The organism is Buttiauxella brennerae ATCC 51605 (assembly GCF_001654925.1).
GTDB lineage: Bacteria > Pseudomonadota > Gammaproteobacteria > Enterobacterales > Enterobacteriaceae > Buttiauxella > Buttiauxella brennerae.
In genome coordinates, this window is the sequence record NZ_LXER01000022.1 from 97,677 (window position 1) to 113,244 (window position 15,568).

The window sequence follows — 15,568 nt, forward strand, 5'->3', positions numbered from 1 at the left end:
CCCCCTACAACTCTTTCTTAAATTAGTTGCGATTTGTCGTGCTTAACGGGCATCGTTGGACATTCCCTACCAAAGCTCGCCATAATGACAGACGTGACGGCATTTTTACGTCCACGAAAACGGAGTGTGAGGGCTAATGGGTCAGGATAAGCTGTATATCGAAAAAGAACTGAGCTGGTTATCTTTTAACGAACGTGTGCTCCAGGAAGCAGCGGATAAAATTAACCCGCTGATTGAGAGAATGCGTTTTCTCGGCATCTATTCGAATAACCTTGATGAATTTTACAAAGTTCGTTTCGCCGAGCTAAAACGGCGCATTCTGATCAGCGAAGAACAAGGTACGGCTCCTAACTCGCGCCATTTACTCAACAAAATTCAGGCGCGTGTTCTAAAGGCCGATCAAGAGTTTGATGGGTTGTATAACGATCTGCTGCTGGAAATGGCGCGTAATCAGATCTTCTTGATCAATGAACGCCAGCTTTCCCCGAATCAGCAAAACTGGCTGCGACATTACTTTAAACACTATTTGCGCCAGCACATCACACCGATCCTGATTAACCACGACACCGATCTGGTGCAGTTTCTTAAAGATGACTACACCTACCTCGCAGTAGAGATCATTCGTGGCGATGACATTCGCTACGCGCTGCTAGAAATTCCATCAGATAAAGTGCCGCGCTTTGTTAATTTGCCGCCGGAAGCACCACGCCGCCGCAAACCGATGATCCTGCTAGATAACATTCTGCGTTATTGCCTGGACGATATTTTCAAAGGCTTCTTCGATTACGATTCGTTGAACGCCTACTCAATGAAAATGACCCGCGACGCAGAATACGATCTGGTAACGGAAATGGAATCGAGCTTGCTGGAACTGATGTCATCAAGCCTGAAACAGCGTTTGACAGCTGAGCCGGTGCGTTTTGTGTATCAGCGTGATATGCCGGATGCGATGGTTGAAATGCTGCGTAACAAGCTGACCATCACCAATTACGATTCCATCATACCGGGTGGTCGCTACCATAACTTCAAAGATTTCATCAACTTCCCTAACGTTGGCAAAGCCAATTTAGTGAACAAGCCGATGCCGCGTTTGCGCCATATCTGGTTCGATAAATTCCGTAACGGCTTTGATGCAATCCGCAACCGCGACGTGCTGCTCTATTATCCGTATCACACCTTTGAGCACGTGCTGGAATTGCTGCGTCAGGCGTCATTCGACCCAAGCGTGCTGGCGATTAAAATCAATATTTATCGCGTGGCGAAAGACTCTCGTATTATCGAATCAATGATTCACGCCGCGCACAATGGCAAGAAAGTCACCGTCGTGGTTGAGTTACAGGCGCGGTTTGACGAAGAAGCGAATATTCACTGGGCGAAACGCCTGACCGAAGCAGGCGTGCACGTTATCTTCTCAGCTCCTGGCCTGAAGATTCACGCCAAATTATTCCTTATTTCTCGTAAAGAGGGTGAAGAGGTGGTGCGCTATGCCCACATCGGTACCGGTAACTTTAACGAGAAAACCGCACGGCTTTATACCGACTATTCGTTACTGACCTGCGATGCGCGCATCACCAACGAAGTACGCCGCGTATTTAACTTTATCGAAAACCCTTATCGCCCAGTGACATTCGAACATCTGATGGTTTCACCACAGAACTCACGCCGCCTGCTTTACGATTTGGTCGATAAAGAAATTGCTAATGCACAAAATGGCGAGCCGTCTGGCATCACGCTGAAACTGAATAACCTGGTCGATAAAGGGCTGGTAGACCGCCTATATGCGGCTTCTAGCTCAGGTGTAAAAGTTAATCTGCTGATCCGTGGCATGTGCTCGCTTATCCCCAATCTGGACGGTATTAGCGACAATATTCGCGTAATCAGTATTGTTGACCGCTATCTCGAGCACGATCGCGTATATGTGTTTGAAAATGGCGGCGACAAAAAAGTGTATCTTTCCTCTGCCGACTGGATGACGCGCAACATTGATTACCGCATCGAGGTGGCCGTTGCTATTCTCGACCCGCGCCTGAAACAACGGGTGCTGGATATCATTGAAATACTGTTCAGTGATACGGTAAAAGCGCGCTACATCGACAAAGAACTGAGTAATCGTTATGTGCCGCGCGGCAACCGCCGTAAGGTACGGTCGCAACTGGCGATTTACGATTACATTAAATCTCTTGAACAACCTGAATAATGCACCATGTCGACTATAAAACTATGTTGATGACAAAAACATGCCGATAAAAAAACATGCTCCACGGCCGCAAGAGTTCGCAGCGGTAGACCTTGGCTCGAACAGTTTCCACATGGTTATCGCACGTGTGGTAGATGGCGCAATGCAAATCATTGGTCGTCTGAAACAACGCGTCCATTTAGCCGATGGTCTGAATGCTGAGAACGAATTAAGCGAAGAAGCGATAGAGCGTGGGCTGTCGTGCCTTGCGTTATTTGCTGAACGTCTTCAGGGGTTTTCTGCGGAAAACGTCTGTATCGTCGGGACACACAGTTTGCGCCTGGCCGTTAACGCCGAAGAGTTCCTCAAGCGTGCCGAGCAAGTTATCCCCTACCCGATTGAGATCATTTCCGGTAATGAAGAAGCGCGTCTGATTTTCATGGGCGTGGAACACACCCAACCGGAAAAAGGCCGCAAGCTGGTTATTGATATTGGCGGTGGTTCCACCGAACTCGTTATTGGTGAAGATTTCGAGCCGATGCTGGTCGAAAGCCGCCGCATGGGTTGTGTGAGCTTTGCGCAGAACTTTTTCCCTAACGGGCATATCAACCCGGAAAACTTTAAGCGCGCTCGCCTCGCAGCTGTGCAGAAGCTGGAAAACCTCTCCTGGCAGTACCGCTTACAGGGCTGGAATGTTGCGATGGGGGCCTCTGGCACCATCAAAGCGGCGCATGAAGTGCTGGTCAACATGGGTGAAAAGGACGGGATTATCACCCCTGAACGCCTGGAAATGTTGCGTGATGAAGTGCTGAAGTATAAGAGTTTCAGCACTATGAGCCTGCCGGGATTATCGGAAGAACGTAAAGCCGTGTTTGTACCAGGCCTTGCGATTCTCTGCGGTGTTTTCGACTCGCTGGCAATTCGTGAGCTGCGCTTGTCTGATGGTGCGCTGCGCGAAGGTGTGCTGTATGAAATGGAAGGCCGTTTCCGCCACCAGGATATTCGTATCCGTACCGCACAGAGTCTGGCAAACCAGTATCATATCGACAGCGACCAGGCCAAACGAGTGCTCAGCACTACAGAACAAATTTATCAGCAGTGGGAAGAACAAAACCCGAAGCTGGCTAACCCGCAAATGGCTGCGCTGCTGAAATGGTCTGCGATGCTCCATGAAGTGGGGCTGAATATTAACCACAGTGGTTTACACCGCCACTCGGCTTATATTCTGCAGCACAGCAACCTGCCAGGCTTTAACCAGGAACAACAAACGCTGATTGCTTCGCTGGTGCGTTATCACCGCAAAGGGATAAAGATTGACGATCTGCCGCGTTTCACCCTGTTTAAGAAAAAGCAGTTTTTGCCGTTAATTCAGATTCTGCGTTTAGCGGTGTTGCTCAATAACCAACGCCAGGCGACAACCACGCCGCCAACGCTGGTACTGGAAACGGATGAGCATCAATGGACGCTACGCTTCCCCTACGACTGGTTTAGCCAAAATACATTGGTGTTGTTGGATTTAGAGCGTGAGCAACAATATTGGGATAATACGCCCGGCTGGAGTCTTAAAATCGAAGAAGAAACCAGCCCTGGCGTTGCCGCCTGACGATTAACACCAGCAAACGCCCCGAAGGGCGTTTGCTGGTGCTATGTTTCGTTGCTTCTGTGCACTAACAGCTTTTCGAGCAGTAGCGGGCGCCCTATCAAATAACCTTGAATGTAATCAATACCAAGGCTCTGCACCGCCGCTTTGACCGCATCATTTTCGACATACTCGGCAACCAGCTGCATTTTTTTCATTCGTGCAAGCTGGCAGATAGATTCAACAATCTGATAATCGAGGCTACTGGTCAGAATATTGCGGATAAAACTGCCATCAATTTTCAGGATGTCCGCGTTGATATCTTTCAGGCGTGCATAGCTCGCATAGCCCGTTCCAAAATCATCAATCGCAATCCGGCACCCCATATTCTGTAACGCGGTTAACGTCGCATTGGCTTGCTCAATATTGGTTAATGAATTGCTCTCAGTCACTTCAAAAATAAGCTGCCAGGGTTCAATTCTGTAGTGTTTGAGTAAGTTCCTCACTTCACCAGCAAACTGAAAACGCCCCACGGATGCAGGCGTAAAGTTGATGGAAAAACGGCTACCGGGAAGCTGATCCCGGTGTTTATCCATGAATTTTAACGTGGCTTCTAATACCCATTTGTCGATTTTTGAAGACAAACCAAATTCGTGTGCCACCGGTAAAAAATCATCCGGCAAAAACAAATTATCCCCTTCGTTATCGCCTTTCATGCGCAGCAAAATTTCATAATATGAATCGCCACGAATCCCTTCGATACGCTGGGCCATAAGCACGAAATTGCCTGAATCAATGGCAACTTGTAGGCGGTTCATCATCGCCACTTTGTTTCTCACCGCATTCTGCACATGGTTTGACTCATGCTGCTGCAAACTTTCTGGCATTGATGTCGAGAGCGACAAGTCAGCCATGGTGCTGAGTTCGCCTAACAGGAAATAAATATGCGTCACCGGCTGGCGGATATAGCAGTAACTGATGCCAACTTGTGGCTGCATCGACATGCCGTCCCACATAAAGCGGAACTGTTTTACACGGTGATCCAGAGCTTCGATACGCTCATGATAAGAATCATAATTCAGACGCACCGCCAGTTCGTGGCCGGACAAGTTATAGACCTGCTCGCCTGTGGACAATATAGGTTGCAGGAAAGCATTGAGCTGTTGTTTGTATTGAATACGCAGCTGCACGCCATAGTTGCGCCCCAAAAGCTCCAGTTCAGGCACACGTAAAAATGCTAACGCCGAACACGGGGCGCTGGATAAATCGCGGTTAAGGGCGCGCAAATTCGGCATTTGCACTATCGGGTCGATAAACGCCACACGCCGTGCTTTGTTATGTAATAAGCGCTGGCGAGTAGTGACCACAGCCATCAGATAAATAGTGATAGAAAATACAGCGTAGCAAGATGAGGCGATGGCCAGATGAAGCTGGAACCCCATGTAAGGCGGCAAATAATTCTGGAACCCGCTACATAAGATAGTGAGTATCAACGTCCAGGCGGTGGTGATAAATAGAAAGCCAAAGCGCATCGCGCCCCACAGCATCAACGGCAGAATGAGCGTTAACGTGTAATCGGTGGTAAAAATAGTGCTGGAATCATTAATCGGTACTAACAGCAAGCTAACCAGAACGGCAACAATCACGGCCCATAACGCAATCTCACTTTTGGATACGCCAGATTGCATCTGCTTTTTCATCCGCGACCAGAAAGCAAAAATAAAGTTTGGATTACGAACCATGCGAATAACGGTATAGAAGAATGGCATACCCGTTAAACAGCCGATGAGTACAGCCTGAAAGTTGATGAGAGTCCGGGCATGGATAGGACTTTCCATACTGGCATTATCGACATCCTTATACCAACCAAAGAATATCCCTATCTGATAAATAACCAGGAATATCACAGCATTGACCAGCACTAACCACAACATGCGTTGTGCGGTGAGCTTTATGGCGCCAAACATCACTGAACCACGTCGTGGCACAAAAATATGGTAACCACCCCAGCTGATCATGATGGGGACAATAAAGTGAACAACCGCCAATAATGCAGTTGCCTCCCCTTTAATGGGGATATAACGAATTAATAACGCAAGAATAATTCCCGGTAGAGCTGCCCCGCCGAAAATCAGCATAAATGCAGTCATTAAACCAAGAGGCATGTAGACGAGGAACACTCGCCCACCATCCATAACGGTACTGGCATTACACCAGTAAGCAATAGGAAGTAATAGACTCGGCAGCACCAGAGGAAGTGCCCACCATTTATTTTTATAGTTTTTATACCAGCTTGCCAGGTACATTCGTTATCGCCCAAAACCCAGTCATCCAACTCGGGTGAATTTCGAACAGGTATCCGACCCGGCCGATACAACCATATCGCTATGGAATAGAGTGAAGATTCTAGTTAGGGATTGGCTTACTAATTTGACATAAATCAATTTCTTGATGGAGATTTATCTCTATTCGGAATTTATCCAAAATAGTAACTGGATGTATACTAATCAACTAATATTAAGAAATGTTTATATAACAAGCACAAATGGTTTGGCGAACAATTCACTGATGACCGGGAATTGACCTTAAGACATCGCTGTGTATAAATATGGTCGTCGCCCGCGGTTGACGGGCAAACATCAAGGATCATTTGCGTGACACAGGTTACGAGTATGCGAAGACGACATAAGTTTAACAATCGTATGACCCGCATTATTCTACTCATCAGTTTCCTCTTCCTTTTTGGCCGTTTTGTCTACTCTGCCATCGGCGCCTGGTACCATCATCAGGACAAAGTAGAAGCACAACAAAGTAGCCAGTCGCTGGACAATACCAACCGGTAACGCCTTATTTTAATTAAAAAATAATACACTTACTCGTTGCAGTGGGATTTGTTACGCCTGTAATTCTTGCCCCTGCTTACTCATTATCCAGCCAGTTGATGAAAAACTCGCTGAACATGGAAACTTGTACTGGCTGAAAACGGCGCTGCGGGTACACAAACTGCAATCCAACCTGTTTTTTGTCGTGCCGACTAAAGCCAATGAAGCTGTCTGCCAACAACACTTTCAGGCGGCCTTGCTCAACATCGCGTTTAACATCCCACCAGGATTTGCTGGCGATTCCAGCGCCGGCCAGCACCCACTGGCGCAAAAGCGCACCGTCGTCGCACACCATTGCAGGCGTAACGCGTACTCGCTGTTCTTCACCTTCAAACTCAAAACGCCATTCATTCATCAGCGTTCCACGCCGTTCCATCACCAGGCAACGGTGATGTGACAAATCCTCCGCTGACTGCGGTTCGCCATGGATTGCAAGATAAGCCGCAGAGGCCACCAGCACTCGATAATTTTGCCTGATCACTTTCGTCACCAGATTGCTGTCCGGCAGGTTACCAAAGCGAATGCTCATATCGAGCCGCAAGGAGATCAGATCGACGACATCTTCACTGAGATAAAGCGAGCTTTTGACTTCCGGGTGCTGGCGGGAAAAATCGAGTAGCGCGGGTGATAAATACTGGCGCCCGAAATCAGATGGCGCAGCAATCCGCAGCGTACCGCTCAGAATCCCCTCTTTCTGCATCAGTTTTGATTCTGCCAGTTCTACTTCCTCAAGCACACGAAGAGCGGCGTAGTAAAACTCTTCGCCGTTGCGCGTCAGCGCAATAGCCCGTGTGGAACGGTTAAAAAAGCGAGTCTGGTAGCGCTCTTCCAGAGCTTTCAACCGCGCGGTCATGGTGGCTGGCGACAAATTCATCCGCCTGCCCGCCGCAGCAAGGCCCCCCGCTTCAACTACTGCCACCAGCAGCGTCATATCTTCGAGCTTACCCATTATTCTAATTTCCTGAATAGACAATCAGTTTTCAATGCCATTATCAAAACGACAAGCAGAACGTAAAGTCAAGGTATCGTAATTATGCTGGAGTCAAAGAAATGAAATCACGCCACCTGTTTGAGACCACCCGTGTGGGGTCAGTTGAAACCCGCAACCGTATTGTTATGGCGCCGATGACGCGCTCCCGCTCCGCACAGCCGGGGAATATCCCCACCGCGATGATGGCGAAGTATTACCAGCAGCGCGCTACGGCCGGGCTTATCGTTACCGAAGCGACTCAAATTTCACCACAGGGTCAAGGCTACTCCTGGACGCCAGGTATTCACTCCCCAGAACAAATCTCCGGCTGGCGCCTGGTGACAGATGCTGTTCATCAGGTTGGCGGGAAAATCTTTTCACAACTGTGGCACGTCGGCCGCATGTCCCATGAAAGTTTTCATGCTGATGGCAAACCCGTCGCACCTTCTGCACTGGCACCCGATGCGCAAGTTTGGGTCGTGGGCGAAGACGGTGTAGGCCGAATGGTAGACAGCCCTGTTCCGCGTGAATTAACCCACGACGATATTGGCCAGGTGATTGCCGACTATCGCCAGGCGGCGCTCAATGCCATTGATGCGGGTTTCGACGGCGTAGAGGTTCACGGTGGCAACGGATATTTAATCGATCAGTTCCTGCGCCGGACGTCCAACAAACGCACCGATGAATACGGTGGCAGCCTGGCAAACCGCGTGCGTTTTGCACAAGAAGTGCTGGAAGCCATTAGCGATGCTATTGGTGCCGACAAAACCGGTATTCGCCTGGCTCCGTTTATTACTCAGCGTGGAATGGACGACCCGCAGGCCATCGAAGCGATTCTGGCGCTGGCAGCCTGGTGTGAGCAAAAAGGCATTGCCTTCATCCACCTGGCGGAGGCCGACTGGGATGACGCACCGCAAGTACCGTACGAGTTCCGTGAAACGCTTCGGGCAACATTCAGTGGTGCCATAATCGTGGCCGGGAATTACACCGAGGAAAAAGCAGAAAAATTCCTCGCGGCAGGTATCGTGGATCTGGTTGCCTTTGGCCGCCCGTTTGTTGCCAACCCTGATTTCCCGCGCCGCCTGGCTGAAAACTTGCCACTTGCGCCTATCGGCAATCCGGCCACCTTATTCGGCGGTTCAGAAGCCGGCTATACCGACTACCCGGTCTGGTCGCCTGACGCGGTATAAATCCTCATATTTTCTGTTAAATTATTTCCATCATCGATACCTGACGATCGCTTCTGACAGAGATCGTCAGGTCAATTCTCTGCTTGCTCTTTCAAGGGATCACTATGAGTCAAAATGATAAACCTCATGCTCAACCACTGGTGTGGGGCCACGGTCCACGCACATTTGAAGTTTTTCTTGAGCCGACCTGCCCGTATTCCGTCCGTGCTTTCAATAAGCTCAGCGCACTGCTGGAAAACGTGGGGGAAGATAACGTCACGGTTAAAATTCGCCTGCAATCGCAACCATGGCATATGTTTTCCGGTGTCATTGTGCGCTGTATTCTTGCCGCATCCACTCTTCCGCAAGGCCGTGAAGCGGCGCATAAAGTGATGCAAGCTGTTGCCGATCACCGTGAAGAATTCGAGTTTACCGATCATTGCAGCGGCCCGAATATGGATGCGACACCGCAGCAAATCATTGACCGTATCGAACGTTACAGCGGTGTGGCGTTGGCGCAGGCATTTGCCCACCCGGCATTACAGAATGACATTAAATGGCACAGTAAATATGCCCGTCAGAATGGGATTCATGTTTCACCAACCTTCATGGTGAATGGGCTGGTGCAGGCCGATCTCGGCAGCGGTGATGATATTAGTGTCTGGGCGCAACGAATTAATGCTGCATACCCGTAGGGTGTGAAATGAGAGCGGATGGCATCCTATACTCTACAGACAAGCTGCGAAGCACATAGAATTGCGACCAGGAGAGATTAAATGATACATGTCTTTGGCCATTTAAATCCGGACAGCGATACAGTCTGCACGGCCTACGTGGCTGCACGTTGGCTAACGATTAAAGGGCAACATGCTCAGGCGTTTCGCCTCGGTGAGTTAAATAGGGAAACTGCCTATATTTTCCGCCATGCTGATCTGACGCCCCCGCCACTGCTTAATGATTCTCTTGCCGGCAAAGATGTCTGGCTGGTTGATTTCACCGAACCTGCGCAAGGGCCGGCCACGCTCAATGAAAGCAACGTCGTCGGAATTATCGACCACCACCGTCTTGGCGGCCTGATCACTCAACTCCCTCCTGAAGTCTGGATTAAACCTGTCGGCAGCAGTGCAACATTGTTATGGCAGTTGATGGCTCCCGCTCATCGCCGTGAGATCTCCCCTGGTGAAGCCATTTTGCTATTGGGGGCCGTGTTAAGTGATACCGTCGCCCTTCGCTCACCGACCACTACTGAAGAAGACCACCAGGCCGTTGATGAGCTCTGCGCTCTCACAAAAGTGGAGCGTGAAGATTTCATTCGTGATTTGCTGACGGCCAAGACAGATATCATCGGCTTGAGCGCGGATGAGCTGCTCAATAAAGACAGTAAAATGTTTGATATTTCGGGGAATAAAGTCCTCGCCGCACAACTCGAATTATATTCTCTTGAGCAGGCGGAGCCGCTGATTGATGAGCTTAAATCAACCATGGAACAGCGGGTCACCACATCAGGGGCGGGGTTGGTTGTATTGATGCTGACCGATATTAGCGCGGAGTGTTCAAGGCTCTATTTTGCGGGCCCGGCACTTGCCGATAATGCACCCGTTACCATCGCCGGAATGTTAAGTCGCAAAAAACAGCTGCTGCCCTGGTTGCATGCGCGGCTCGGTTAAATTGCACCATAAAAAAAGCCCATTAAAAAATGGGCTTCGATTCGATGAAGAAACGACAGGTATTAGTGTTACCTAACGACTGATTATTCCCACTCGATAGTTGCTGGCGGTTTGCCAGAAATATCATAAACCACGCGGGAAATGCCGTTAACTTCGTTGATAATGCGGTTGGAGACACGGCCAAGGAAATCGTATGGCAGATGTGCCCAATGCGCGGTCATAAAGTCGATGGTTTCGACTGCACGCAGTGATACAACCCAATCGTATTTACGGCCGTCGCCCATGACACCAACAGAACGCACCGGCAGGAACACGGTAAATGCCTGACTGACTTTGTTGTAGAGATCGGCTTTATGCAGCTCTTCAATGAAGATCGCATCAGCGCGGCGCAGCAGGTCGCAATACTCTTTCTTCACTTCACCCAGCACGCGCACGCCAAGACCTGGACCCGGGAACGGGTGACGGTACAGCATGTCGTACGGCAGACCCAACTCCAGGCCGATTTTACGCACTTCGTCTTTGAACAGTTCACGCAACGGCTCAACCAGACCCATCTTCATCTCTTTCGGCAAGCCGCCCACGTTGTGGTGAGATTTGATGACGTGTGCTTTACCGGTGGCAGAAGCCGCTGATTCGATAACGTCCGGGTAAATGGTGCCCTGCGCCAACCACTTCACGTCTTCCAGTTTCAGTGCTTCTTCATCGAACACTTCAACAAACACGCGGCCGATGATTTTACGTTTCGCTTCTGGATCGTTCTCGCCTTTCAACGCAGACAGGAAACGCTCTTCGCCTTTAACGTGAATAATATTCAGGCCGAAGTGATCGCCAAACATATCCATCACTTGCTCTGCTTCGTTCAAACGCAGCAGGCCGTTATCCACAAATACACAAGTCAGACGGTCGCCAATCGCGCGGTGAAGCAGCATGGCGGTAACGGATGAATCCACGCCACCGGACAGGCCAAGAATCACCTTGTCGTTGCCCACTTGTTCACGCAGGCGAACGATCGCGTCTTCGATAATTTTTGCCGGAGTCCACAGCGCTTCGCAACCGCAGATATCCAGAACAAAACGCTCCAGTAGACGCTGGCCCTGGCGGGTATGGGTCACTTCCGGGTGGAACTGCACGCCATAAAAACGTTTTTCTTCGTTCGCCATAATCGCGAATGGGCAAGTTTCGGTGCTGGCAACAGTCACGAAGTCAGACGGGATAGCGGTGACTTTATCGCCATGGCTCATCCAGACATCCAGCAGCGGTTTGCCGTCTGCACTCAGGGAGTCTTCAATGCCGCGAACCAGTGCGCTGTCAGTTTTCACTTCAACCTGCGCATAGCCGAACTCACGTTCGTTGGAACCTTCAACATGGCCGCCAAGCTGCATCGCCATGGTCTGCATGCCGTAGCACACGCCAAATACTGGCACACCTGCGGTAAAGACATATTCAGGCGCACGTGGGCTGTTCAGCTCAGTGGTACTTTCCGGGCCACCAGAAAGGATGATACCGCTTGGATTGAATTCACGAATCTGTGCTTCCGTGACATCCCATGCCCACAGCTCACAGTAAACACCCAGTTCACGCACACGGCGCGCAACTAGTTGAGTGTACTGAGAACCGAAATCAAGGATAAGTATGCGATGTTTATGGATATTTTCCGTCATTGAGGCTAATTCCGAGGCAAGTGAAACAGAAAAAGTAAAATATCTAATGGATTACTCTAAATAATTCGAGGTGCAGCAAGGCGGCAAGCTCGTGAATCCCCAGGAGCATAGATAACTATGCGACTGGGGTGAGCTAGTGCAGCCAACGCATCTGCGACTTGAAGTATGATGAGTAATCAGGAGCCCATACGGTAGTTCGGCGACTCTTTAGTAATCGTCACATCGTGCACGTGACTTTCCTGAATACCCGCACCACTGATGCGTACAAATTCCGCTTTAGTACGCAGGTCATCGATGGTAGCACAGCCGGTCAGACCCATGCAGGAACGCAGGCCGCCCATCTGCTGGTGAACTATCGCTTTCAGGTGACCTTTGTACGCCACACGACCTTCGATACCTTCCGGTACCAGTTTGTCGGCTGCGTTGTCAGTCTGGAAGTAACGGTCAGAAGAACCTTTGGACATCGCGCCCAGAGAACCCATACCGCGGTAGGATTTGAAAGAGCGGCCCTGGTAAAGTTCGATTTCACCTGGAGATTCTTCAGTCCCTGCCAGCATACCGCCAACCATTACCGCAGATGCGCCAGCCGCGATGGCTTTAGCAATATCACCAGAGAAACGGATACCGCCGTCAGCGATAACAGGGATGCCCATTCCTTCGAGTGCTTCAACGGCATCAGCTACGGCCGTGATTTGTGGAACGCCCACGCCGGTAACGATACGAGTAGTACAGATTGAACCAGGACCGATACCCACTTTAACCGCGCTCACACCGGCCTCAGCCAGAGCACGTGCGCCAGCAGCAGTAGCAACGTTGCCGCCAATGATTTGCAGGTCAGGATATTTAGCACGAGTATCACGAATACGTTGCAGAACGCCTTCGGAATGGCCATGAGAGGAGTCAATCAGTAAAACATCGACACCAGCAGCTACCAGAGCGTCGATACGCTCTTCGTTGCCAGCACCTGCGCCAACGGCTGCCCCAACACGCAGACGGCCCTGGTCGTCCTTACAGGCGTTAGGTTTGCGTTCTGCTTTCTGGAAGTCTTTTACGGTGATCATGCCGAGCAGATGGAAATTGCTGTCTACAACCAGCGCTTTCTCAACACGTTTTTCGTGCATTTTGGATAACACGACATCACGCGCTTCGCCTTCTTTCACGGTAACCAGACGCTCTTTCGGCGTCATGTACACGCTAACTGGCTGATTCAGGTCGGTAACGAAACGAATATCACGGCCAGTAATAATACCAACCAGTTCGTTGCCTTCGGTGACAACAGGGTAACCCGCAAAGCCGTTACGCTCGGTGAGTTCTTTAATTTCATGCAGAGTGGTTGTCGGCAGCACGGTCTGTGGGTCAGTAACAACACCACTTTCGTGTTTTTTCACGCGTTTGACTTCAGAAGCCTGGCGTTCAATCGACATATTTTTATGAATGAAACCAAGTCCACCTTCCTGAGCCAATGCAATGGCCAGACGGGCTTCCGTTACGGTATCCATGGCTGCGGACAGCATAGGGATATTCAAACGAATAGTTTTGGTCAATTGGGTGCTGAGATCGGCCGTGTTAGGCAGAACTGTAGAGTGAGCTGGAACGAGGAGAACGTCATCAAACGTCAGTGCTTCTTTAGCGATTCGTAGCATGGCAATATCTCAACCTGGGGTGAATGAGAACAGATAAAATATTGCCGCGGCATTATACAGAGCGGAATCGATTGCATCCACACTTTTTTCAGAAAACTCCTTGCCAAGTACGATACGGAAGGTACTATCGACCGAATAACTTGCTGATTTAGAATTTGATCCAGGTCACATGCCAACGATAAATACTCCATCAATTTTTACCGTCAGCCGTCTGAATCAGACGGTCCGCATGCTGCTGGAACAAGAGATGGGGCAAGTGTGGATCAGCGGTGAAATTTCCAATTTTACCCAACCTGCTTCCGGTCACTGGTACTTCACGCTCAAAGACGATACGGCTCAAATTCGCGGGGCAATGTTCCGTAACAGCAATCGTCGTGTCACCTTCCGTCCGCAACATGGGCAACAGGTTTTGGTGCGTGCAACCATCACGCTCTACGAGCCGCGTGGTGATTACCAGATAATCGTGGAAAGTATGCAGCCTGCTGGCGAAGGGCTTTTGCAGCAGCAGTATGAAGAATTAAAACAACGCCTCACCGTTGAGGGTTTGTTCGACCCAATCCACAAGCAGCCATTGCCAACACCTGCGCGACAAGTTGGTGTCATCACGTCAAAAACCGGTGCTGCGCTGCATGACATTTTGCATGTGCTCAAACGCCGTGACCCTTCTTTGCCGGTCATTATCTACCCGACCGCAGTGCAAGGTGCCGATGCGCCATTGCAAATTGTTCGCGCCATCGAGCTTGCCAACCTTCGCAAAGAGTGTGATGTGCTGATTGTCGGGCGCGGCGGCGGTTCTCTGGAAGACTTGTGGGGCTTTAACGATGAGCGCGTTGCACGGGCGATTTTCGCCAGTGCGATTCCGGTCGTTAGCGCCGTAGGGCATGAAACTGACGTCACGATCGCCGATTTTGTGGCAGATGTTCGCGCACCGACCCCTTCCGCTGCGGCGGAAATTATCAGTCGTAATCAGACAGAACTCTTGCGCCAGATTCAGTCTCACCAACAGCGTATGGAAATGGCGATGGATTACTATCTCGCCCAGCGCATGCAGCGTTTCACCCGCTTGCACCACCGCCTGCAACAGCAACACCCGCAGCTGCGTTTAGCGCGTCAGCAAACAACGCTTGAGCGTTTGCAGCAACGCTTAAATGTCGCGATGGATGCAAAACTGCGCCGCAGCAATCAGCAGCAGCAACGTTTGATGCAGCGTTTGAATCAGCAGCAGCCTCAGCCACGAATCCATCGCGCTCAAACTCGCTTGCAACAGCTTGAATACCGTTTATCGCAAGTCGTTACCGCACGCCTGAATAATACCCGTCAGCGCTTTGGCACCGCTATCGCCCAGCTTGAAGCGGTCAGCCCTCTGGCAACGCTTGCACGTGGTTACAGCGTGACAACGGCGACAGATGGCAAAGTGCTGAAGAAAACCAAACAGGTGCAGTCCGGAGATACGCTAACAACGCGCCTGGAAGATGGGTGGGTGGAAAGCCAGGTCACCGGCATTACACCGGTGAAACCTGTTCGCAAGCGTAAAGTTGCGGCGAAAAGTTAAAACTTAGTTAGCAACAGGCAAGAACTCAACACGTTTCTTTGAAATCAATCCGTGGCCGTTCTGGCAGAAATAGTCGACGGCCCCACACGCTTTTAAAACTTCCAGCGGCTTGTGGCAATCCGGGCAGCGGGCTTCAAGGTGAAAATCCTGCTGGCAGCTTTCGCAGTGCGCACCTGAGTCTGTTTGCAATAGCGGTTTTTCACACACCGGACATTTCATTTCCATAATCTTTCCTGACAACTCTTCGACTATATTTGTCTTTTGATGAT

The 15,568-nt window shown here is 50.2% G+C and carries 12 protein-coding genes; 7 read left to right on the top strand and 5 right to left on the bottom strand.

The features are described from left to right. Window positions 1-136 precede the first annotated feature (136 nt). Together ppk1 and ppx are read left to right on the top strand one after the other, a co-directional pair. A complete protein-coding gene (gene ppk1 / locus M975_RS13635; RefSeq protein WP_064560254.1) occupies window positions 137-2,197 on the top strand; it encodes a polyphosphate kinase 1 in 2,061 nt (686 codons plus the stop codon). A gap of 40 nt (window positions 2,198-2,237) precedes the next feature. After that, a complete protein-coding gene (gene ppx / locus M975_RS13640) occupies window positions 2,238-3,779 on the top strand; it encodes an exopolyphosphatase (protein ID WP_064560256.1) in 1,542 nt (513 codons plus the stop codon). A gap of 41 nt (window positions 3,780-3,820) precedes the next feature. Here ppx and M975_RS13645 read toward each other — a convergent pair whose 3' ends face one another. Further along, complete coding sequence (locus tag M975_RS13645) at window positions 3,821-6,061, bottom strand: sensor domain-containing phosphodiesterase (protein WP_064560258.1); 2,241 nt, start codon at window positions 6,059-6,061, stop codon at window positions 3,821-3,823. Between the two features lie 348 nt (window positions 6,062-6,409). Here M975_RS13645 and M975_RS22440 point away from each other — a divergent pair, with 348 nt between their 5' ends. Beyond that, window positions 6,410-6,598: a YfgG family protein gene (locus M975_RS22440; RefSeq protein WP_074388373.1), complete on the top strand. Its 189-nt coding sequence runs from the start codon at window positions 6,410-6,412 to the stop codon at window positions 6,596-6,598. A gap of 76 nt (window positions 6,599-6,674) precedes the next feature. Here M975_RS22440 and M975_RS13650 read toward each other — a convergent pair whose 3' ends face one another. Continuing rightward, window positions 6,675-7,586 (bottom strand): LysR family transcriptional regulator, encoded by a 912-nt coding sequence (locus tag M975_RS13650; protein ID WP_064560260.1) that lies wholly within the window; start codon window positions 7,584-7,586, stop codon window positions 6,675-6,677. Between the two features lie 101 nt (window positions 7,587-7,687). On the opposite strand from M975_RS13650, the gene M975_RS13655 reads away from it, so the two are divergent. The 3 genes from M975_RS13655 (at window position 7,688) to M975_RS13665 (ending at window position 10,443) form a co-directional block, all read left to right on the top strand. Next, on the top strand, window positions 7,688-8,797 hold the full coding sequence (locus M975_RS13655) for an alkene reductase (protein WP_064560263.1): 1,110 nt from the start codon (window positions 7,688-7,690) through the stop codon (window positions 8,795-8,797). Between the two features lie 104 nt (window positions 8,798-8,901). After that, window positions 8,902-9,471 (top strand): DsbA family protein, encoded by a 570-nt coding sequence (locus M975_RS13660; RefSeq protein ID WP_064560265.1) that lies wholly within the window; start codon window positions 8,902-8,904, stop codon window positions 9,469-9,471. Between the two features lie 81 nt (window positions 9,472-9,552). Next, a complete protein-coding gene (locus M975_RS13665) occupies window positions 9,553-10,443 on the top strand; it encodes a DHHA2 domain-containing protein (protein WP_064560267.1) in 891 nt (296 codons plus the stop codon). An 83-nt stretch (window positions 10,444-10,526) separates the two neighbouring features. On the opposite strand, the gene guaA is transcribed toward M975_RS13665, so the two are convergent. After that, window positions 10,527-12,104, bottom strand: coding sequence for a glutamine-hydrolyzing GMP synthase (guaA, locus tag M975_RS13670; RefSeq protein ID WP_064513022.1), 1,578 nt, complete (start codon window positions 12,102-12,104; stop codon window positions 10,527-10,529). Between the two features lie 176 nt (window positions 12,105-12,280). Continuing rightward, complete coding sequence (gene guaB / locus M975_RS13675) at window positions 12,281-13,747, bottom strand: IMP dehydrogenase (protein ID WP_064560269.1); 1,467 nt, start codon at window positions 13,745-13,747, stop codon at window positions 12,281-12,283. A gap of 169 nt (window positions 13,748-13,916) precedes the next feature. Between guaB and xseA the strand changes: the two genes are divergently transcribed. Beyond that, window positions 13,917-15,299, top strand: coding sequence for an exodeoxyribonuclease VII large subunit (gene xseA, locus M975_RS13680; RefSeq protein ID WP_064560270.1), 1,383 nt, complete (start codon window positions 13,917-13,919; stop codon window positions 15,297-15,299). A 3-nt stretch (window positions 15,300-15,302) separates the two neighbouring features. On the opposite strand, the gene M975_RS13685 is transcribed toward xseA, so the two are convergent. After that, entirely contained in the window at window positions 15,303-15,524 is a 222-nt protein-coding gene (locus M975_RS13685) for a zinc ribbon domain-containing protein (protein WP_064560272.1), read from the bottom strand. Window positions 15,525-15,568 lie beyond the last annotated feature (44 nt).